General features: G+C 51.3%; 20 protein-coding genes. 10 read left to right on the forward strand and 10 right to left on the reverse strand.

All coding sequences use genetic code 11. The features are described from left to right. Window positions 1–5: 5 nt before the first annotated feature. The 5 genes from argJ to FOC66_RS06730 all read right to left on the reverse strand — a co-directional run bounded on the left by argJ (window position 6) and on the right by FOC66_RS06730 (window position 3,758). Window positions 6–1,226, reverse strand: coding sequence for a bifunctional glutamate N-acetyltransferase/amino-acid acetyltransferase ArgJ (gene argJ, locus FOC66_RS06710; RefSeq protein ID WP_003748863.1), 1,221 nt, complete (start codon window positions 1,224–1,226; stop codon window positions 6–8). Window positions 1,227–1,268: 42 nt separating this feature from the next. Beyond that, window positions 1,269–1,970: an LrgB family protein gene (locus tag FOC66_RS06715; RefSeq protein WP_003748867.1), complete on the reverse strand. Its 702-nt coding sequence runs from the start codon at window positions 1,968–1,970 to the stop codon at window positions 1,269–1,271. Beyond that, the gene (locus FOC66_RS06720) at window positions 1,970–2,314 is read right to left on the reverse strand and encodes a CidA/LrgA family protein (protein WP_003748870.1); all 345 of its coding nucleotides are present in this window, start codon (window positions 2,312–2,314) and stop codon (window positions 1,970–1,972) included. The genes FOC66_RS06715 and FOC66_RS06720 overlap by 1 nt, the downstream gene beginning before the upstream one ends. A gap of 183 nt (window positions 2,315–2,497) precedes the next feature. Next, window positions 2,498–3,244 (reverse strand): HesA/MoeB/ThiF family protein, encoded by a 747-nt coding sequence (locus FOC66_RS06725; RefSeq protein WP_172884835.1) that lies wholly within the window; start codon window positions 3,242–3,244, stop codon window positions 2,498–2,500. A 49-nt stretch (window positions 3,245–3,293) separates the two neighbouring features. After that, the gene (locus FOC66_RS06730; RefSeq protein WP_003748873.1) at window positions 3,294–3,758 is read right to left on the reverse strand and encodes a cyclic pyranopterin monophosphate synthase MoaC; all 465 of its coding nucleotides are present in this window, start codon (window positions 3,756–3,758) and stop codon (window positions 3,294–3,296) included. 187 nt (window positions 3,759–3,945) lie between these two features. Here FOC66_RS06730 and ppc point away from each other — a divergent pair, with 187 nt between their 5' ends. The 4 genes from ppc (at window position 3,946) to tyrS (ending at window position 11,597) form a co-directional block, all read left to right on the forward strand. Next, window positions 3,946–6,648 carry a phosphoenolpyruvate carboxylase gene (gene ppc / locus FOC66_RS06735; RefSeq protein WP_003748875.1) on the forward strand — a complete coding sequence of 901 codons (2,703 nt, stop codon included), beginning with the start codon at window positions 3,946–3,948 and terminating at the stop codon, window positions 6,646–6,648. Window positions 6,649–6,790: 142 nt separating this feature from the next. Next, entirely contained in the window at window positions 6,791–7,882 is a 1,092-nt protein-coding gene (gene ychF / locus FOC66_RS06740) for a redox-regulated ATPase YchF (RefSeq protein ID WP_003748877.1), read from the forward strand. A 484-nt stretch (window positions 7,883–8,366) separates the two neighbouring features. Further along, entirely contained in the window at window positions 8,367–10,226 is a 1,860-nt protein-coding gene (locus tag FOC66_RS06745) for an acyltransferase family protein (RefSeq protein ID WP_003748880.1), read from the forward strand. Window positions 10,227–10,301: 75 nt separating this feature from the next. Further along, window positions 10,302–11,597, forward strand: coding sequence for a tyrosine--tRNA ligase (gene tyrS / locus FOC66_RS06750; protein WP_003748882.1), 1,296 nt, complete (start codon window positions 10,302–10,304; stop codon window positions 11,595–11,597). A gap of 174 nt (window positions 11,598–11,771) precedes the next feature. Here tyrS and hslO read toward each other — a convergent pair whose 3' ends face one another. Beyond that, window positions 11,772–12,668: an Hsp33 family molecular chaperone HslO gene (hslO, locus tag FOC66_RS06755; protein WP_003748884.1), complete on the reverse strand. Its 897-nt coding sequence runs from the start codon at window positions 12,666–12,668 to the stop codon at window positions 11,772–11,774. Between the two features lie 260 nt (window positions 12,669–12,928). On the opposite strand from hslO, the gene FOC66_RS06760 reads away from it, so the two are divergent. Then, window positions 12,929–13,558, forward strand: a complete 630-nt coding sequence (locus FOC66_RS06760) for a C40 family peptidase (RefSeq protein ID WP_003748886.1) — start codon at window positions 12,929–12,931, stop codon at window positions 13,556–13,558. 8 nt (window positions 13,559–13,566) lie between these two features. Beyond that, window positions 13,567–13,788: a hypothetical protein gene (locus FOC66_RS06765; protein ID WP_003748889.1), complete on the forward strand. Its 222-nt coding sequence runs from the start codon at window positions 13,567–13,569 to the stop codon at window positions 13,786–13,788. 59 nt (window positions 13,789–13,847) lie between these two features. Here the strand turns inward: FOC66_RS06765 and FOC66_RS06770 are convergent, their stop codons facing one another. From FOC66_RS06770 to dxs, 4 genes are all read right to left on the reverse strand, one after another. After that, on the reverse strand, window positions 13,848–14,702 hold the full coding sequence (locus FOC66_RS06770) for an ankyrin repeat domain-containing protein (RefSeq protein WP_003748891.1): 855 nt from the start codon (window positions 14,700–14,702) through the stop codon (window positions 13,848–13,850). A 159-nt stretch (window positions 14,703–14,861) separates the two neighbouring features. Further along, complete coding sequence (locus tag FOC66_RS06775) at window positions 14,862–16,262, reverse strand: L-serine ammonia-lyase (protein ID WP_003748892.1); 1,401 nt, start codon at window positions 16,260–16,262, stop codon at window positions 14,862–14,864. Window positions 16,263–16,297: 35 nt separating this feature from the next. Beyond that, window positions 16,298–17,308, reverse strand: coding sequence for a glycosyltransferase family 2 protein (locus tag FOC66_RS06780; protein ID WP_003748894.1), 1,011 nt, complete (start codon window positions 17,306–17,308; stop codon window positions 16,298–16,300). Between the two features lie 35 nt (window positions 17,309–17,343). Beyond that, entirely contained in the window at window positions 17,344–19,233 is a 1,890-nt protein-coding gene (gene dxs / locus FOC66_RS06785; RefSeq protein WP_003748896.1) for a 1-deoxy-D-xylulose-5-phosphate synthase, read from the reverse strand. 133 nt (window positions 19,234–19,366) lie between these two features. Here dxs and orn point away from each other — a divergent pair, with 133 nt between their 5' ends. The 4 genes from orn to FOC66_RS06805 all read left to right on the forward strand — a co-directional run bounded on the left by orn (window position 19,367) and on the right by FOC66_RS06805 (window position 21,599). Beyond that, a complete protein-coding gene (gene orn, locus FOC66_RS06790) occupies window positions 19,367–19,924 on the forward strand; it encodes an oligoribonuclease (protein ID WP_003748898.1) in 558 nt (185 codons plus the stop codon). Between the two features lie 63 nt (window positions 19,925–19,987). After that, window positions 19,988–20,410 (forward strand): 6-carboxytetrahydropterin synthase QueD, encoded by a 423-nt coding sequence (gene queD / locus FOC66_RS06795; RefSeq protein ID WP_003748900.1) that lies wholly within the window; start codon window positions 19,988–19,990, stop codon window positions 20,408–20,410. Between the two features lie 73 nt (window positions 20,411–20,483). After that, window positions 20,484–20,855, forward strand: coding sequence for a DUF1304 domain-containing protein (locus FOC66_RS06800; protein ID WP_003748902.1), 372 nt, complete (start codon window positions 20,484–20,486; stop codon window positions 20,853–20,855). Window positions 20,856–20,963: 108 nt separating this feature from the next. Next, a complete protein-coding gene (locus FOC66_RS06805) occupies window positions 20,964–21,599 on the forward strand; it encodes a 7-carboxy-7-deazaguanine synthase QueE (protein WP_003748903.1) in 636 nt (211 codons plus the stop codon). Window positions 21,600–21,760 lie beyond the last annotated feature (161 nt).

Raw genomic sequence — 21,760 nt, forward strand, 5'->3', positions numbered from 1 at the left:
GGTTTTTAAGAACGATAATCCGCGTTAATCGACACATACTCGTGCGACAAATCGCAGGTATAGACGACCGCCTCCGTATCGCCGCGTTGCAAATCGATGCGGACGGTAATTTCCGGACGGTTCATCACGGCTTGTCCGGCCTCTTCGGTATAGCTTTCCGCGCGGCCGCCGTTTTCGGCTACCAACACGTCATCCAGCCACATTTTCAAAGCATCGACATCCAAGTCTTCAATACCGGCATAGCCGACGGCAGCCAACAGACGGCCCAAGTTCGGGTCGGAGGCAAAGAACGCGGTTTTTACCAAAGGCGAATGGGCGACGGCATAAGCCACTTTACGCGCCTCTTCGCGGGTTTTCGCGTTTTGCACTTCAATCGTGATGAACTTGGTCGCGCCCTCGCCATCACGGACAATCGCCTGCGCCAATTCCAATGCCAGCGAACCGAGCAAGGCTTTGAGCTGGGCATAGCGCGGATCGGCAGTATTGTCGATTTCGCTCTGACCGCAACGGCCTGTCGCCATAATCACGAAGCTGTCGTTGGTACTGGTATCGCCGTCCACGGTAATCGTATTGAAACTTTCGTCTGCGATTTCTTGCGTCATCAGCTGCAAAATCGGCTGGGACACTTTGGCATCGGTGGCGATAAACGACAACATGGTCGCCATGTTCGGATGAATCATGCCCGAGCCTTTAGCGATGCCGGTGGCGCGGACTGTGTGTTTCTCGCCGACCAGGCCTGTGCGTGAAGCGGCTTTCGGCACAGTGTCCGTCGTCATGATGGCACGCGCCGCGTCCGACCAGAATGCAGGGCGCACTTGCGGCAAAGCGGCCACGATTTTATCCACAGGCAGCGGCTCCAAAATCACGCCGGTCGAAAACGGCATCACCTGATTGGATTGGCAGCCGACCTGTTCCGCCACGGCCGCACACACTTTAATCGCGTCCAGACGGCCTTGTGCGCCGGTACCCGCATTGGCATTGCCCGTATTAACGACCAAGGCACTCACACCGTCTTGGTCAAACAGATGCGACTTGGCGATATGCACCGGCGCGGCACAGAAACGGTTTTGCGTAAACACCGCGCCCACCGTATGGCCGCCGCCCAACACCATCAGCGTCAAATCGTCGCGGTCTTGTTGCTTGATGCCGGCACGCCCCGTAAACAGACGGATGCCGTCGATTTCCAACAATTCGTCTGCACGTTTTTCAGTCAAATTTACAGCCATATCATTTTCTCCTGTTTACACTATTTTCAGACGGCCTAAACGCTATACGCCCAATAAGGGAATCAAGATAGGCACCAATATCGCCGTCAACACGCCGTTGAGCGTCAAGCCCAAGCCGGCATATGCGGCCATACGGCGGCCGTATTCCAAAGACGCCGCAATCCCCATCGCATGGGAAGCCGTCCCTAAAGACATCCCCACTGAAGAAGGCATGTACAACGCCCCTTTCAACACTTTATATCCGGCCATCTGTCCAAAAAGTCCGGCGATAATCACCGTTGCCGCCGTAATCGCCGGAATACCGCCGACCGATGCCGTGATTTCAATTGCAATCGGGTTGGTCACCGATTTGGAAGCCAACGACAAAACCACATCGCGCGACGCGCCCAGCCATTTGGCGAAATACACGCCCGTAACAATGCCCGTCACGCTGCCCGCCAATTGCGACAACACCACAGGCAACCACTGGCTGCGGATACGGTCCCAATTTCGATAAAGCGGCACGGCCAGCAATACGACCGCCGGTTTCAACCAAAAATCGATAAACTGCGCCGCATCGTGATACAGCTCGTAATCGATGGCAAATACCTTCAAATACCCCATCAACACCAGCGTGCTGATCAATACCGGATTGCACAAAACGTTTCCCGTGCGCACCCGAATCTGCACCGCCAAAGCATACACGGCCAAAGTCAGAAACAGCATAAGCACGGGCATACGCAACAAATTGTCGATATCGCCCATCACATCAGCCTCCTGACCCACTCATGCACTTTGCCCGTGACCAACAACACGCACACCGTACTGACGATGGTGGCCGTCAAAATCGAAAACCAGTCGTTTGCAATCACATCCAAATAGCTGATGACGGCTACGCAAGGCGGCACCAAAAACAAAGTCAGGTTCGCCATCAAAATGTCCGCCAGCTCTTCCACCCAAGACAATTTGACCCAGCCGGCCTGAAGCGCGGCAAACAGCAAACCCATGCCGACAATGCTGCCCGGCAGCTTCAACCCCAAAATCCAAACGGCCGCCTCGCCCAAAGTCAGGCAACCCAATACCACCAATAAGGCACGAATAATATTCATTAAGCCGGTTTCTCCCTATCTTTTTCAGACGGCCTCAAAAAATTTATTAATCATTGAATCATATCGTGCCACAGGCCGTCTGAAAAGGGAAGAAACGCCTTCTTTCAAGTTTAATGAAAGATAAGCATGATTGCTCCGGCGGATTGGCTTCGGAGTAGTGAAACCTTTGCCCTGCTTTTGTCTTTAACGGCCGCTGCAAACCGGACATTCGGGATTGCGCCTCACCCCGTATTGCCGCCATTGTCCGCTCAATGCGTTGTAGGTGGAAAGTTTGCCGTGCGACGGCGTGCCGATACCGAGCAGCACTTTGAGCGCTTCGGCGGCTTGGGTCGTTCCGACAACACCGACCAAGGGCGAAAAAACGCCGAACAATGCACAAGCGCCGTCGTCGGCTTGTTCGCCGTCAAACAGGCAGGCATAACAAGGCGTATCGGGAAGGTCGGGGCGGTACACGGCGATTTGTCCATCAAAGCGGACGGCCGCGGCGGAAACCAAAGGCGTGCACGCGTCAACGGCGGCGCGGTTGACCGCCTGGCGTGTGGGATAGTTGTCGGAACAATCAAGGATGATGTCGGCGGCGTTTGCCAATTCGACCAGCTTGGCCTCATCGAGAAATTCGGCCATGGCGGTAATGTGTGTTTGGCTGTTGATCTGTTTCAGACGGCCTTGCATGACCAAAGCCTTGTTTTTGCCGATGTCGGCTTCGGTAAACGTGATTTGGCGTTGAAGGTTGGTCTCGTCGACGGTATCGGCATCGGCAATCGTCAGGCGGCCGATACCGGCGGCGGCAAGATACGGCAAGGCCGCCGCACCCAGCCCGCCGCAACCGACAACGAGCGCATGGGCGGCCAAGAGTTTTTCTTGGCCTTCGATACCGATTTCATCCAACAGGATATGGCGGCTGAACCGCAAAAGTTGTTGATCGTTCATCATAACAATAAGGCCGTCTGAAACCGAATATTCAGACGGCCTGAGTGGTTTAGAAATTAATATTTTCGTAGGCGTTGTCAAACAGGAAAGGGCGGCCTTCGCTGCTGGTTTCGGATTCGAGGCGGATACCGCTGAGCATCATATTGCGGTCAACGTCTTTCATCATGTCGTAAACGCTCAAGAGTGCCAGATTGAGGCCGGTCAGGGCTTCGGTGGCAATGCTGCCGTTGCTGTGCGCTTGGACGGTCAATGTGGCTTTCAGGCAGGCCAGCTCGACGTTAATATCGAAATCAACCTGCACGCCGATGATGCGGCCGGGCAGGTGCAGCGGAATCAGGTTGCCGCTTTGTTTGATGTTTTGAATGGCGGCAACGCGGGCGATGGTCAGGATGCTTGCCTTTTCGGCGGCATTCTCTATCAACACCCGTATCGCCTGCTGGCTCATGTTGATGGTGCCGACGGCGACGGCGGTGTGTTGCTCAGGAAAATCGGGCTGGTTGGGGAATTCGATCATGGGGTTCTCGCCTCTGTTTTGACAGCCAATATTTTACGGCATTTTACAGACACCGGCCACGCGGCGGATACGGACGGCCGTTTTCCGGTTTGAAATGTATCGGACGGCAGCATTGGCGGTTTACAAAAATTTGCTATACAATGGGTTCGGGACAAACCCAAATTAACATTTAAATAAGAGAAAAATCATGCAACTGCATATCTTAAACAATCCCAAAGATGCCGCTTTGGCAGCGGATGCGGAATTTTTAAAACAGTCTCTGTTCAATCTGCTGCATGAGGAAGCATCGCCTTTGGTGGTCGAAACCGTTAAGTTGTTATCGACTTCAGACGACAGCGCCGCCTTGATTGAGAAGGTGTTGCCGCAACTGGACGAACAGCAAACCCACGATTTAACCCTGGCCTGCGGCCTGTTCGCACAAATTCTGAACATCGCCGAAGACGTGCACCACGAACGCCGCCGCCAAATCCACGAAGAAGCCGGCCACAGCGGCGCCGAAGGCAGCCTGACGGAAACCGTGCGCAAGCTTAAAGCCGGAAAAGTCAACGGCAAATCGGTGCAGCAACAACTGGACAACACGGTCGTTACCGCCGTTTTGACCGCGCACCCGACCGAAGTGCAACGCCAAACCGTCTTGAGCTTTAACCGCCGCATCCGTGCGCTGCTGCCGCAACGCGAACGCTGCACTAATCCTGATGCGCTGGCTCAGTTGCGCCGCGAAATCGACACAGTCCTTTTGGGCTTGTGGCAGACCAGCGAAACGCGCCGCCACAAACTCAGCGTCAACGACGAGATCAACAACGGTGTATCCATCTTCCCAATGAGCTTCTTTGAAGCCCTGCCTAAACTCTACCGCACAATGGAACGCGACTTTCAGACGGCCTATCCCGGCGTCCGCGTTCCGAATATCCTTAAAATCGGCGGCTGGATCGGCGGCGACCGCGACGGCAACCCGTTCGTTTCTGCCGAAACCTTGCGTTTTGCGTTCAGACGGCATGCCGACGCAGTGTTCCGTTTCTATCGTGGCGAACTCGACAAACTTTACCGCGAATTGCCACTCTCCATCCGCCGCGTCAAAGTCAACGACGATGTGATGGCATTGGCCGCCCTCTCGCCTGACGAAGAAATCGCCCGTACCGAAGAACCCTACCGCCGCGCCATCGCCTACATCATGGCACGCGCCATGGGCAAAGCGCGCTCACTCGGTTTGGGGATGGGCTGCAAATTCGGCTTCCTCGAGCCTTATGCCACGGTTGAAGAGTTCCTCAACGACCTGAAAAAACTGCAACGCTCGCTCCACGAAAACGGCAGCCAACTGCTGGCGGAAGGCCGTCTGGCCGACATTATCCGCAGCGTGTCCGTGTTCGGCTTCCACATGATGCCGCTCGACCTGCGCCAACACGCAGGCAAACACGCCGATGTGGTTGCCGAGCTTTTCCAACACGCAGGCTTGGAAGACTACAACAGCCTGAACGAAGAGCAAAAACAAACTGCCCTGTTGCGCGAATTGAGCCATCAACGTCCTCTGTACAGCCCGTTTATCACATACAGCGACCATACCCGCCACGAGCTGGCGATTTTCAACGAAGCGCGCAAAATCAAAGACGAATTCGGCGAAGATGCCGTGACGCAAAGCATTATTTCCAACTGCGAACAACCCAGCGACCTGCTCGCCTTGGCATTGCTGCTGAAAGAAAGCGGCCTGTTGACAGTGGAAAACGGCAAACCACGCAGCCGCATCAACATCGTGCCTCTGTTTGAAACCATCGAAGCGCTCGAAAACGCCTGCCCGGTCATGGAAACCATGTTCCGCCTCGACTGGTATGACGCCCTGCTCGAAAGTCGCGGCAACATCCAAGAAATCATGCTCGGCTACTCCGACTCCAACAAAGACGGCGGCTACGTTACCAGCTCATGGTGTCTGTATCAGGCTGAATTGGGCTTGGTCGAACTCTTCAAAAAATACGATGTCCGCATGCGCCTGTTCCACGGCCGCGGCGGCAGCGTAGGCCGCGGCGGCGGCCCGTCTTACCAAGCCATTTTGGCGCAACCCGCGGGCAGCGTTGCCGGACAAATCCGCATTACTGAGCAAGGCGAAGTCATTACCGCCAAATACGCCGATCCGGGCAATGCCCAACGCAACTTGGAAACCTTGGTCGCCGCGACTTTGGAAGCCAGCATCCTGCCGGACAAAAAAGACCCTGATGCCAAGCTGATGCAGGATTTGTCGGACGTATCGTTCAAATACTACCGCGAACTGATTACCCACCCCGACTTCATCGACTACTTCCTGCAAACCAGCCCGATTCAGGAAATCGCCACCCTCAACCTCGGCAGCCGTCCCGCCAGCCGCAAAACCCTGGCGCGGATTCAGGACTTGCGCGCGATTCCGTGGGTATTCTCCTGGATGCAAAACCGCCTCATGCTGCCGGCTTGGTACGGTTTCGGCAGCGCAGTGGAAACCTTGTGCGAAGGCAAACCCGAAACCCTCGCCGCCCTGCGCGAACACGCCCAAAGCAACCCGTTCTTCCAAGCCATGCTCTCCAATATGGAACAAGTCATGGCGAAAACCGACATCACTTTGGCGGAAAACTATGCCGGCTTGAGCGAATCGCCCGATAAAGCAAAAATCATCTTCGGCATGATCAAGGAAGAATACCAACGCAGCCGCAAAGCACTGCTCGACCTGCTGCAAACCGAAGAGCTTCTGCGCGACAACCGCAGCCTCGCCCGTTCGCTTGCCTTGAGGATTCCATACCTGAACGCCCTCAACGGCCTGCAAGTTGCCATGCTCAAACGCCTGCGCAAAGAGCCCGACAATCCGCACGCCCTGCTGATGGTTCACTTGACCATCAACGGCGTAGCGCAAGGTTTGCGTAATACCGGTTAAAGCAGTACGGAAAAAAAGGCCGTCTGAAACAGTTTTCAGACGGCCTTTTTATGATGAACATACACCAGCATTGCGGCTGTTTTGAGTACCTCCACAATATGCTATAATCCGCCGTTAAACTTTTATCTTTTCAGGAAAAACCATGAGCTTGAAATGCGGCATCGTTGGTTTGCCCAACGTCGGCAAATCTACCCTATTTAACGCGCTGACCCAATCGGGTATCGAAGCGGCAAACTATCCTTTCTGTACCATCGAACCCAACGTCGGCATCGTTGAAGTCCCTGATCCGCGTATGGCTGAATTGGCAAAAATCGTCAATCCGCAAAAAATGCAGCCTGCCATCGTCGAATTCGTCGACATTGCCGGTTTGGTTGCAGGCGCGAGCAAAGGCGAAGGTTTGGGCAACCAGTTCCTCGCCAACATCCGCGAGACTGACGCCATCGTCAACGTCGTACGCTGCTTTGACGACGACAACATCGTTCACGTTGCAGGCAAAGTCGATCCGATTGCCGACATCGAAACCATCGGCACCGAATTGGCACTGGCCGACTTGGCCAGCGTCGAAAAAGCCATCGTCCGCGAAGAAAAACGCGCCCGCTCAGGCGACAAAGACGCGCAAAAACTGGTCGAACTGTGCAAAAAACTGCTGCCGCATCTGGACGAAGGCAAACCCGTCCGCTCCTTCGGTTTGGACGCGGAAGAACTCGCCATGCTCAAGCCGCTGTTCTTGCTGACCGCCAAACCTGCCATGTACGTCGGCAACGTTTCCGAAGACGGTTTTGAAAACAATCCGCACCTCGACCGCCTGAAAGAATTGGCTGAAAAAGAAAACGCGCCCGTCGTTGCCGTTTGCGCCGCGATGGAGAGCGAAATCGCCGAGTTGGAAGACGACGAAAAAGCCGAGTTCCTCGCCGAAATGGGCTTGGAAGAACCGGGCCTGAACCGCCTGATTCGTGCCGGCTACGACCTCTTGGGCCTGCAAACCTACTTCACCGCCGGCGTCAAAGAAGTCCGCGCCTGGACCATCCACAAAGGCGACACTGCACCGCAAGCCGCCGGCGTCATTCACACCGACTTTGAACGCGGCTTCATCCGCGCCCAAGTTATCTCCTACGAAGACTTCATCGCTTTAGGCGGCGAAGCCAAAGCCAAAGAAGCCGGCAAAATGCGTGTGGAAGGCAAAGAATACGTCGTACAAGACGGCGATGTGATGCACTTCCTGTTTAACGTATAAACCCGGTAAAACGCTTTTTCAGACGGCCTTTTCTAAGATTAAGGCCGTCTGAATTTATTTTCAGACGGCCTCACGTCTTGAAATATCAACAAAACAAGACATTATCTCCATAATAAATACGGACATGGCCCGTAATTTTTCTTTCTTCAAATCTCCCATCTCTTACCGACGCCTCACCTAAAAATAGCGCAAGGTTACATCATCAATAACAATATCATTGATATGACAATAAAAAATTAAACAATACCACATCGTATTGATTCATTATAAAAACAACATATTAAATATTATGTTGAAACTATCAACTTTATTCCTACTCTAATCCATTACTATTCAAACGCATATCATCAGCAATCATTCTAAGAAGGCAAACAAACTGCCCTGTTCCGACAAACGATGGCCGACCTCCGAAATACTGCCATTCTCGGCAGGAATCACTTTTCAGACGACGCCATTAAAATAAACTAATTAAAATCAAAATATTATGAGCAAAGTTTTATCTTACCGCCCAGATATTGATACATTGCGTGCCGTTGCTGTTCTATCCGTTGTCGTTTTCCATATTGAAAAAAACTGGCTGCCTGGCGGCTTTCTTGGTGTTGATATCTTTTTTGTCATTTCCGGCTTTCTGATCACGATGATTATCCATCGTGAAATGAGCAGTGGAATTTTCTCGTTCAAAAAGTTTTACATCCGCCGTATCAAGCGGATACTGCCCGCATTTTTTACCGTATTGGCGGCAACGCTGATATGCGGCTTTCTTTTATTCACCAAAGATGATTTTTCCCTTTTATGGAGGACGGCACTGTCCACCTTGGGGTTCATTTCCAATATCTTTTTTGCAAAGGGTCAGGGCTATTTCGACCCCATACAAGAAGAAAAACCTTTGCTTCACATTTGGTCTTTATCGGTCGAAGAACAATATTATTTCGTCTTCCCGATATTGCTGTTATTGGTTGTCCGCAAAAGCTGGCGCACCCAGTTTGCCTTCCTCATCACGCTATGCGTATTCAGCATTTTGGCTTCTTTTATACCGACTTCGCTGGATAAATATTACCTGCCCCATCTGCGCGCCTGCGAAATGCTGATCGGCTCGTTGACTGCAGTGTGGATGCAATACCGGCAACAACAAGGGCTGGATACCGGCAAACCATATGCGGCGGCAGGCGCATTACTTTCCGTATGCGTACTGTTTGCCTGCCTGTTTGCCTATACGGAAAAAACCGCCTATTTCCCGGGGCCTGCCGCCATCATTCCTTGTTTGGCCGCCGCCGCATTCATTTATTTCAATCAATTTGAACACCGGCTGAAAAAATTTTTCCAATGGAAGATTACAGTCGGCATAGGCTTGATTTCCTATTCACTGTATCTGTGGCATTGGCCTGTATTGGCTTTTATGAGATACATCGGTGCAAACAATCTGCCTTCGTATTCGACTGCGGCCGCGATTGTCTTAATGTTTGCACTCTCCCTGCTTTCTTATTATTTTGTCGAGAAACCGTTTAAAAAGTGGAAAGGCTCTTTTGCCCAATCTGTGGCATGGGTTTATGCCGCCCCCATGCTTGTTTTGGCCATAACGCCTTTTCTTGCCATGAGGCTCCCGTTTATGGAGCAGTACGACCATATGGGATTGGCGCGTTCCTACACTTCTTGCCACAACAATACCGACAAACAATGTGTTTGGGGCGATACCGACAAACAGCCGGAATTACTGATTCTAGGCGATTCGCATGCCGACCAATATAAAACGTTTTTTGATACCGTCGGCAAAAAAGAAAAATGGTCGGCAACAATGGTCACTGCGGACAGTTGTGCCTATGTAGAAGGTTATGCCGCCCCCGTATTCAAGCAAAACGCTTCCTGCCGTGCCGTTTATGAGTATGCCAAAGAGCATCTGCCCCAATACTCAAAAGTGCTTTTAGCCATGCGCTGGGGCAGCCAAATGCCTGAAAACAGCCATTCCCTTGCTTACGATGCCGATTTTTTCAAAAAATTCGACCTCATGTTGCAAAAACTTTCTTCGGAAAAACAAGCGGTTTACCTGATGATAGACAACCCTAATCTATCCTACAACGGTTTGCGCGCCTATATCCTGTCTTACCGCATACCGGGATTTAATCAAAATCTTGTTATTGATGAACAAAACACTTTTAAAGGAAACGAACGCATCAAAAAATTAGCCGAAAAATATGCCAATGTGTATATTATCGATGCCGCCGCCTATATTCCGCAGAATTTCAAAATCAACGGATTGCCGGTTTATTCCGATAGAGACCACATCAACCCTTACGGCGGCAGAGAACTGGCCAAGCGTTTTTCTGAAAAACACACGCTTCTTCAGTAAGCCATAGCCATTCATCCGATGAAATTTGCTACAATTAGCAGTTTGTAAAACTGCTAATTTTTTTGGAAGACATCAATGAGCGTCATCAAAGACCTACAATCGCGTGGCTTAATCGCGCAAACTACCGACATCGAAGCCTTAGACGCTTTGCTAAACGAACAAAAAATTTCCCTCTATTGCGGTTTTGACCCGACGGCCGACAGCCTGCACATCGGCCACTTGCTGCCTGTATTGGCATTGCGCCGTTTCCAACAAGCCGGTCATACGCCGATTGCTTTGGTGGGCGGCGCGACCGGTATGATCGGCGACCCAAGCTTTAAAGCGACAGAACGCAGCTTGAATTCCGCCGAAACCGTTGCCGGCTGGGTAGAAAGCATCCGCAACCAATTGACCCCTTTCTTGAGCTTTGAAGGCGATAACGCTGCTATTATGGCCAACAACGCCGACTGGTTCGGCAGCATGAACTGCCTCGACTTCCTGCGCGACATCGGCAAGCATTTCTCCGTCAACGCCATGCTGAACAAAGAATCTGTCAAACAGCGTATCGAGCGCGACGACGTGGGCATTTCCTTTACCGAATTCGCCTACTCCCTGCTTCAAGGCTACGACTTTGCCGAATTGAACAAACGCCATGGCGCGGTTTTGGAAATCGGCGGTTCCGACCAATGGGGCAACATCACTGCCGGTATCGACTTGACCCGCCGCCTGCACCAAAAACAAGTATTCGGCCTGACCCTGCCTTTGGTTACCAAATCAGACGGCACCAAATTCGGCAAAACCGAGGGCGGCGCGGTATGGTTGAACGCGAAGAAAACCTCGCCATATCAGTTCTACCAGTTCTGGCTGAAAGTCGCCGATGCAGATGTGTATAAATTCCTGAAATACTTTACCTTCCTGTCTATCGAAGAAATCGATGCCATCGAAGCGAAAGACAAAGCCAGCGGCACCAAACCAGAAGCGCAACGCATTCTTGCAGAGGAAATGACCCGCCTGATTCACGGCGAAGAAGCCCTTGCCGCCGCCCAACGCATTTCTGAAAGCTTGTTTGCCGAAGACCAAAGCCATCTCACCGAAAGCGACTTCGAGCAGCTGGCACTCGATGGCCTGCCGACTTTTGAAGTTTCCGAGAGCCTCAACGTGGTGGAGACTTTGGTGAAAACCGGTTTGGCGTCTTCCAACAAAGAAGCGCGCGGTTTTGTCAACAGCAAAGCGGTTTTGCTCAACGGCAAACCTGCTGAAGCCAACAATCCGAACCATGCCGCTGAAAAACCTGACGATGCCTATATGCTGACCGACGAACACAAACGTTTCGGCAAATACACCATCGTCCGCCGCGGCAAACGCAACCACGCTTTGTTGGTTTGGAAATAATCTTTAAACATTAAACGCATCGTTTAAAACAATCATGCCGTCTGAAATCAGCCACGCTTTTTTCAGACGGCATTTCCTATTGATGATATTCAGTTTTCCCAAAAAGAAAGGGCAGGTTTTACACCTGCCCTTCTATTAAATAATCTAATTTTTTAAGCAACTTTTATCGCGCAATTACTGCAAACGCTCATTTTCTTGACGGACGGCATTCACCACGTCCGCACCAAACAAAGCGTTGACATCGGTTTCATCAAACACATATTTGCTATGGCAGAAATCGCAGTCAATTTGAATGCTGCCTTGTTCCGCCACCACGCCGCCGACTTCCTGACCGCCAAGCATCAACAGCATATCGCTGACTTTGCCGCGGGAGCAGGTGCAGGCAAATTCAATGGCTTCCGGTTCAAAAACGCGGGGCGGGGTTTCATGGTAAAGGCGGTAAAGGGCGTGATGAGCGTCCAAACCGGTCAATTCTTGCGGAGTAAGCGTTTGCGCAAGCGTGGTCACATGCTCCCAAGCGGCATCATCCAATTCTTCTTCCGGCAGGCGTTGCAGCAATAATGCGCCTGCGGCGTGGTCGTCGGCGGCAAGCGTAATATAAGTATCGAGCTGCTCGGAACGTTTCATATAGTTGACCAGCATTTGCGCAATGCTGTCGCCTTCCAGCGGCACAACACCTTGCCAAGGGTCGGCATCTTTAGGCTGATGGGTCAAAACGAACACGCTGTTTTCGCCCAACAGCGCAGTCAGGCTTTCATCATCACGGATTTCAGCAGTTTCGTCCCAACGGGCGGTAGCGCGGACAGTATTTTCAGAAGTCGCTTCCACCACCAACATTTTCAGACGGCCCTGACCTTGAACCTGAACAATCAGCGTGCCTTCGTTTTTAAGGTTGGCAGACAATAAAGAGCAGGCGGCCAACAACTCGCCTAAAGCGCGGCGGATGGCGACAGGATAATGTTTTTGGTTGACGATGTGTTGCCAAACCTTTTCGAGGCGGATGTGCATACCGCGGATGGGCATATCGTCAAAGATAAAGCGTGTACGGATATCGCTGTGATTTTGTGTCATGTCAGTCTCTGAAAATAAATCAATGAATGCCGCTTATATGGTTGCAGCGGCGGATAAATCAAGCGAAACCGCGCCTGATGTTTTTCTAGTTCTTTTGGAAACAAGGGTTTAACGCAAAATAACAGCAGTTTTTTTGCCAAAAAGACAGTTTTTTAATACAATCAAGCAGATAACAAGAGAATGATACGGGATAACATCTCAGAAACCGGCAATGTGCCTGCAATCGGCAGGGAATGCCTTCTGAAACGGAAGTTTGTACAATGAATTTTTTACTCCGGCTCGCAGCAGTTTGGACTTCGGTCGCCATGCTCGCGAGCGTCAATTTTTCTTACGCCGATGATTTGGAAAACCTGATTACCACCCGTCAGCGTGTTTTAAACCAATTCAACGACAACGCCAACGTTTACGGCAATACGCGTCAGGCAACCCCTGTCCATCCCATCAATACCTATCCTGCCGCAAGCAACAATACGCGCGCACCTTCGGGCAATGCAGATGAGTTAATCGGCAGCGCCATGGGCTTGCTCGGCGTGGCCTACCGCTACGGCGGCACATCAGCCTCTACCGGCTTTGACTGCAGTGGCTTCATGCAACACATCTTTAAACGCGCCATGGGCCTGAACCTGCCGCGCACTTCTGCCGAACAAGCGCAAATGGGCGTTGCCGTGAGCCGTTCGGAATTGCAGCCGGGCGACATGGTCTTTTTCCGCACCATGGGTCGCGGCCGTATCTCCCACGTCGGCCTCTACATCGGCAACAACAATTTCATTCACGCACCGAGGACGGGCAAACGCATCGAAATTACCAGCCTCGGCCACAAATATTGGAGCGCGAAATACGCCTTCGGCCGCCGTGTAAAGAAAAACGACCCTTCCCGTTTCTTAAACTGAGGTGAGCTATGGGAATGCCGCAAATGCCCAAATGGTATGACGACGACGGTCAGATCGTTTCCTGTACCGAAAAAGTCAAAGTCATGACCGAAAACTTGAACGAACTCTACCAAATGGCGCAGGACGCTTTTGAAGACGCCCTGCTGATGGGTTGCTCCGAAAAACAGTTGCGCGAATACTTCCGCGACTTAATGGCTGGGCTGGAAAACCCTTATCAAAAAAACGGTTAGTTCTTCAATCCATACAAAAAAGGCCGTCTGAAAGTTTTTCAGACGGCACTTTCTTATTCTTACTCCCTTATGGCTGCATAAAATGGCTGTAACCATACATTGATATAATCGTCAGGATTACCATTCCACTCTGCATCAAAACCTTGTTGCCGCAATAAAGAAACAATACGGTCTGCTAATTCGATGATTCCGCTTTCGTCATCTCCAATCATGCCATAGTTCAAATATAAGCAACCATATTCTCTTGCACGGTTTTTATTAGGCTCTGTATAAAAGCAGTAACCCACAAAGCGATTGCGGTCAGGCTGACGCTCTAGCCTATCAAAACATTCAGCAATACATTCACCGACAGTATAACTTGCATTCGGTATCGCAATAATATCTGCGCACTCCAGTTGCGCAAAAGCTTTTTTAATTGCCGCCGTGGTTTTTCTCCATGTTGCGGTATCAGCACGCTGATCGGGAAATTTGGGTGGTGGCGGAGGCTCAGGAAGTGGATACCCTGTCAATTTACTAAGTAGTTGTTGGACAGCTTTTTGCTCACTGAGGTTATCTATACAGTCTATAACATGCTTATGATTTCCGGCTGACTCCAACGTAGCCAAGTCTGCCCCATTATCGATAAGAAATTGTACAATTTCAGTATCAGGACAAAACTCTGCAGCTATCCACAGCGGAGAGCGAGGGTGTTCCCCTTTACTGATTTGATTGATTGGGCAGCCTGCTCCTACTAAAAATTTTACCAATTCAAAATTGACATTCCCGCAACTGTCGGCAATGAGAGCTTCATGTAGTGCGTTAAAACCGTAACTGTTTATAGTAAAAACAGATTTTGGATCGACTTGAACAATATCCTGCACAGCAGCCAAATCGCTAGCACGTGCGGCACTGCAAATGTTAGAGTATTTCGGCATAGGATTCTCCTTTTAATAATATGCAGTATATTTCCAATTCATCATCAACCCAATTTTACGAAGAACATATTTTTAACCATATCTGTTCTTGTATTACAGTAATAAATACTCAATGATTTCAGACGGCCTTTTTTATCGGACAATTGCCCTATTCTATTTCTAACATTCCACCACGCGCACGGATACGGGGACGGCTTTTTTCTGCAAGGTAACGGCCAGGCCGGCGAGTGAGGTTTCTTTGTAGGTTGCCTTCATATCGCGGCCGGTTTGCAGCATGGTTTGAATCACTTCATCAAGTGAAACTTTTTTGTCTGTGCCGTCTTCCAAAAGCGCAAGCGTGGCGAGCTTGAGGGCTTTTTCGGCGGCGATGCCGTTGCGCTCGATACAGGGGATTTGCACCAAGCCGCCGACAGGGTCGCAGGTCAGGCCCAAGTGGTGTTCCATGGCCATTTCGGCGGCGTTTTCCACTTGTTTCGGTGTTCCGCCGATAACTTCGGCGTATGCACCCGCCGCCATGGAACACGCTACGCCGACTTCGCCTTGGCAGCCGACGTCCGCGCCGGAAATCGATGCGTTGGTTTTGTACAAAATGCCGATGGCGCCGGCAGTCAGCAGGAAGTCTTCAACACGCGATTGGTTGGCGTGCGGATTAAATTTGCGGAAATAGTGCAAGACGGCAGGAATAATGCCTGCCGCGCCGTTGGTCGGTGCGGTTACGACGCGGCCGCCGGCGGCATTTTCTTCGTTGACCGCCATGGCGTACACCATCGGCCAAAGTTGGGTATTGACGATTTCGCTCTCGCGCAAGACTTTGAGTTTGGCCGCCAACTGCGGCGCGCGGCGGCGTACGTTCAGGCCGCCAGGCAATTGCCCTTCCGCACCCAAGCCGCGCTTGATGCAGTTTTCCATCACATCGGCTACGGCGGCCACACGGCGGCGAACTTCCGCTTCATCGCAACCTGCCAACGCTGCTTCATTGGCCAACACGACTTCGGAAATATTCAACTGGTTCAGACGGCATTGTGCCAGCAACTCGTCGCAGTTTTTGTAAGGATATGGCACGTCCGAATTTTCCTGCGCTTCTTGTGCAAACCCTTCGTCTGTTACGACAAAACCGCCGCCGACCGAATAATAAATCTGCTCTTTCAGCTTCTGGCCGTCTGAATGGTAGGCGATAAAGTTCAGGCCGTTCGGATGTTTGGGCAACACTTTGTCGCCGCGGATATCCAAATCTTTTTCGGGATTGAAGGCCATTTCACGGCCGTTGAATTTTAAAACGTGTTGCGTGCGGATGCGTTCCAAGCGTTGGGGGATGTCTGCCAGCGGAATATCGTGCGGCAGGCTACCCTCCAAACCAAGCAATAATGCGTCGAATGTACCGTGTCCGATGCCGGTCAAAGCAAGCGAGCCGTACACTTCAATGACAATGCGCGCCACTTGTGTATCCAAGTTTTCGGCATTCAGCAAATCGGCAAAAGCGGCCGCGGCCTTCATCGGGCCGACGGTGTGCGAGCTGGACGGGCCGATGCCGATTTTAAAAATATCAAAGATGCTGATCATAATTTTCCTATCATTGTGTGTGCGGGCTGTGTTTTTCAGACGGCCTTAAGGCCTAAAGAGGAATCTTGTGCGCCGCTTGCCAATGCAAGTACCAAATGTCCGACAGTCATCAAAGGATCGCCTGCTTCCGGCGAGGTGTATTTCAGCGTCAGCGGTTTTTTACGCAAGGGTTCGTAATGGCTGACTTCACACTGTGAGGCCTCTAAACTTGTGGAACCGGCGCGGTATCTGTATGCCAACAGCCGTAAATCGTTCAAGTCCATCTTCATGCCGTTGTCCAACAATTCGCGCAACTGGTTTTCCCAGGCAATATCGGTACTTCCGTCTTTAATGGCAATCAAGATAGACTTTTCTAGGATTTTTTTGATGTGCTGGTTCAAGGAGCGGATTGGGAAATGCCCCAGCCACAACAAATCGGTCTCTGCAAATTGTGCGGAAAACTGCTCGATAAACCAGGAATGTAAACCTCGATAATTCGGCGAATGAAACAGGGTTGATTCAACCTTGTTGCCATCTTTATCCAACATGTAATGGCAGCCGATAATCACGCTGCAAGATTCGGCAGCCCATCTGGGAATAATGACTTTAGGGGTAAAGAGCGTTTCGAGGCGTTGCTCGGTAAATTGAGTGGTGAAATCAGGGTTGTATTGCAACGATGTCGGCAAATAGCCGCGCCAAAGGTACATGCCGATCCTGTTTTCGCCGATGACATCCAAAAGTTGTTCCAGCATGATACGGCTAGGACATGAAATAAATTCGTCCGCATCCAGCGGAAAAACAAAATCTATCGCTTCATCTTTTGCTACAAGCTGCTTCATAAGCAGGTTTACCAATTGGTCTTGATTGAACTTGAGCGCTTGATATTGATAGATAAATACCGGTAAACCTTCTTCTTTCAATTGAATCAGGATTTCCCTTGTACCATCGCTGCTGCCATGATCGATGATGTGCATTTCATCCATCAGCTCGAGATTATGACGGACAAACGATTCGATCACGTCGTTTTCGTTGCGCACCATACTGATGCTGATTAATTTTTTTCCCATAAATTACGCAATGTATTGAGATGTTTTAATATTTTTCAGACGACCTCTATCCAACCGGCAATGCGTTTTTCAACGGCTTCGGCATTCAGTCCCAAATCGGCTAAGAGTTTTTTCGGGTCGCCGTGTTCGGTAACTTTGTCTTCTACACCCAGCAGCAATACCGGTTTGCAGATACCGTGTTTCGCCAACACTTCCAACACCGCGCTGCCTGCGCCGCCTTGTTCGGCGTTTTCTTCAGCAGTAACGATGTAATCGTGGCTTCGGGCGAGACGGACGATCAGCTCTTCATCTATCGGTTTGACAAAGCGCATATCGGCAACGGTCGCGTTCAGCTTGTCGGCAGCGGCCAATGATGGGGCAACCATGCTGCCAAAGGCGATAACGGCAATTTTCTTGCCTTCGCGACGGATGATGCCTTTGCCGATTTCAACGGTTTCCAGGCCGTCTAAAACAGTTGCCCCCGTGCCTGTACCGCGCGGATAACGGACGGCGGACGGCGAATTTGCCTGATAGCAGGTTGAGAGCAGCAGGCGGCATTCGTTTTCGTCGCTGGGTGTGGCAATAATCATGTTCGGCACGCAACGCAAAAAGCTCAAGTCGTATAAACCGGCATGGGTCGGGCCATCTGCACCGACAATACCTGCGCGGTCGATGGCGAACAAAACAGGCAGGTTTTGCAGGGCAACGTCATGTACCAACTGGTCGTAAGCGCGTTGCAGGAAAGTGGAGTAAATCGCCACGACAGGCTTGATGCCTTCGCACGCCAAACCGCCTGCAAAGGTAACGGCGTGTTGCTCGGCGATACCGACGTCGAAATAGCGGTCGGGGAATTGGTGTTCAAACTCAACCAAGCCGCTGCCCTCGCGCATGGCAGGCGTGATAGCAACCAAACGCTCGTCCGCCGTCGCTTGGTCGCACAGCCATTGGCCGAACACTTGCGTATAGGTTGGCTTGGCCGCGGCAGGTTTGACTTCCGGAGCAGGCACTTCGCTCGGCAGCTTGGCAACAGCGTGATATTTGACAGGATCGTTTTCGGCGAATTTGTAGCCGTTGCCTTTTTTGGTGATGACGTGCAGCAACTGAGGGCCTTTGCGGCCGCGTAAGTCTTTTAATACGTCCACCAAATTTTCAACGTTGTGGCCGTCCACCGGGCCGGTGTAACGGAAACCGAAGTTTTCAAACAAAGACAGCGACTGTTTGGCGTGTTCCGCTTCGCCTGCCAAGGTTTTGATTTTATTTTCGACTTTTTGGGCAAGCTCCATCGCGCCGGGCAATTTGTCCAACACTTTGCTCGATTGGGCTTTGATGGTGCTCAACAGGCCGTGCATATCGCGCACGACGTTGCTGGCAAGATATTTCGGCAGCGCGCCGACATTGGGGGAAATCGACATTTCGTTGTCGTTGAGGATGACCAGCAAATCGACATCCATATCGCCTGCGCAGTTCAGGGCTTCAAACGCCTGACCTGCCGTCATGGCGCCGTCGCCGATGATGGCGACGCTGCGGCGGTTGTTGCCCAACTGTTTGTCCGCAACGGCCATGCCCAAGGCCGCGCCGATGGATGTGGAAGAATGTCCCACGCCGAACGCGTCGTATTCCGACTCACTGCGTTTAGGAAAACCCGCCAAACCGCCGTATTGGCGCATGGTGTGCATTTGATTTTTGCGGCCGGTGAGAATTTTGTGCGGATAGCTTTGGTGGCCGACATCCCAGACCAAATGGTCTTCGGGCGTGTCGTACACATAATGCAGAGCCACCGTCAGCTCGACCGCGCCCAAGTTGCTGGCGAAATGGCCGCCCGTCTTACCGACGGAATCCAACAGAAATTCGCGCAATTCGGCGGCGACTTGCGGCAGCTGTTTTTTCTCCAGACGGCGCAAATCCTGAGGCGTATCGATAATATCGAGCAAAGGGCTTGGGTTCATGATTTTTGGCGGTGAATTTTTGTGTAACGGACGATTATATCAAGAGATTGCACAACTTGTTACAAATGCTTTCAGACGGCCCGAACCTTTATCCTTTATAATACTGCCAACTGAAAACACAAGGCCGTCTGAAATGACCCAAAACGCAAACAATCTCTGCTGGCTCGATATGGAAATGACCGGCCTCAACCCGGAACACGACCGCATTATCGAAGTCGCCATGATCATTACCGACTCCGATTTGAACGTACTGGCGCAATCGGACGTATACGTCATCCATCAAAGCGATGAATTGCTCGACAGCATGGACGAGTGGAACACCGCCACCCACGGCCGCACCGGCCTGACCCAACGCGTACGCGAATCCACACTGACCGAAGCCGAAGTCGAGCAAAACCTGCTGGACTTCATGTCCGCATGGATACCCGAGAAATCCACGCCCATGTGCGGCAACTCCATTCATCAAGACCGCCGCTTCATGGTCAAATACATGCCGCGTTTGGAAGCTTATTTCCACTACCGCAACCTAGACGTATCCACGCTGAAAGAATTGGCCAAACGCTGGAATCCGGCCGTTGCCAAAAGCGTGGTCAAACGCGGTTCGCACAAGGCATTGGACGACATCCTCGAAAGTATCGAAGAAATGCGTCATTATCGCGAGCATTTCCTCAAACTCCCTTCCGAACAATAATCTTAAGGCCGTCTGAAACCGGTTTGACACCGTTCAGACGGCCTGATCGGCTTCCTTCATCTCATGAAAATCACCAAAATCTTTACCTTCGATTCCTCGCACATGCTCGACGGGCATGACGGCAAGTGCCAAAACCTGCACGGCCACACCTACAAACTCGAAATCACCGTCTCCGCGCCCGTTATCCAAGGCGGTGCAAAAGACGGCATGGTGATGGACTTTACCGACCTGAAAGCCATCGTCAAACAACACATTACCGACCCGTTCGACCATGCCTTCATTTATCACGGCAACAACGAACGCGAAAGCCAAATCGCCGCACTTTTGGAAGGCTGGAACATGAAAACCCTACGCCTGCCCTGCCGCACCACCGCCGAAAACATGAGCGTAGAAATGTATGGCCGTCTGAAAAACGCCGGTGTCAAAGTGTGCAGCGTGAAATTATGGGAAACGCCGACTTCGTGTGCAGAATATGAAGGGGAATAAACCGGCATTTTGTATTTTTCAGACGGCCTGTTCCCCAAACACACCCATCCGCTAAACATCAAAAGGAATCCTCATGAAACTCCTCTCCACCCTCCTCGTCCTCTTCGTCGCTGTCGAACATTTCTACATCGCCTGGCTCGAAATGACGCAAATCCCAAGCGAAAAAGCGGCAGAACTGTTCAATATGCCTTACGAATTTATGGAACAAAAGCGCGTGCAAACCCTGTTTTCCAACCAAGGCCTGTACAACGGCTTCCTCGCCATCGGCTTGGTATGGGCGCGCTTTGCCGCACCCGACAACGCCGTTTACGGCGCGACCATCCTGTTCCTCGGCTTCGTCCTCATCGCCGCCGCATGGGGCGCATTTTCGTCCGGCAACAAAGGCATTTTGTTCAAACAAGGCTTGCCGGCATTTTTGGCCGCCGCAGCCGTCATTGCCGCTTAAATACACACCAGCCATTCTTTCCTATTGAACTGACAGAAAGAATGGCTGCCTCAACCGATTTCTCAAAACGCTTCACGACAACAATTCAATCCCGCACACCTAATATTCATGACCATTCACATCACGCCGAACAATCCCCAATACCGCATTGTCGAAATCTTTGAAAGCCTGCAAGGCGAAGGTTGGAACACAGGCATGCCCGCCGTTTTCATCCGCCTGGGCAAATGCAATCTTGCGTGCAGCTGGTGCGATACCGACTACCTCAAATTCGGCATGATGAGCCTGTCCGATATTTTGGGCCGTCTGAAAACCTACACGGCGCGCAATATCATTATTACCGGCGGCGAACCCACCATCCAACCGCATTTGGATACCCTGCTCAACGCACTCAAAGCCGAAGGCTATTTTCTGTGTATCGAAACCAACGGCCTCAACCCCGCTCCGCCGCAAATCGACTACGTTGCCACCAGTCCCAAAGCCTGTTACGCTGCCAAATATGAAAAAAGCTGCATCGAAAAAGCAGACGAAGTGCGCATTGTCGCCGACGGCGAAGTCATTGCGTTTTGTCAGGAAATGGAACGCAAAATCCGCGCCCGACATTACTATCTCTCGCCTTGCGAACAAGACGGTGCGATGAATATCTACGACACCATCCGCCAAATCGGCGTGTTAAACAGCCGAGCCGATGCCCCCGTCCATTGGCAACTGAGCGTACAGACGCATAAGTGGGCAGGAATAGAATAATTCGTTTGAAATCAATCAAAAATTAAACCTTTACAAAATATTGAATGTAAATACCATTCGATATTCGACCAAATGCACTACTGGCAAAGCGCTCAGGCCGTCTGAAACCCTATTTCAGACGGCCTTTTTTGTTATAAAACTCTTGACCGATTACATAAGAT

It is taken from the genome of Neisseria mucosa, from assembly GCF_013267835.1.
Classification (GTDB): domain Bacteria; phylum Pseudomonadota; class Gammaproteobacteria; order Burkholderiales; family Neisseriaceae; genus Neisseria.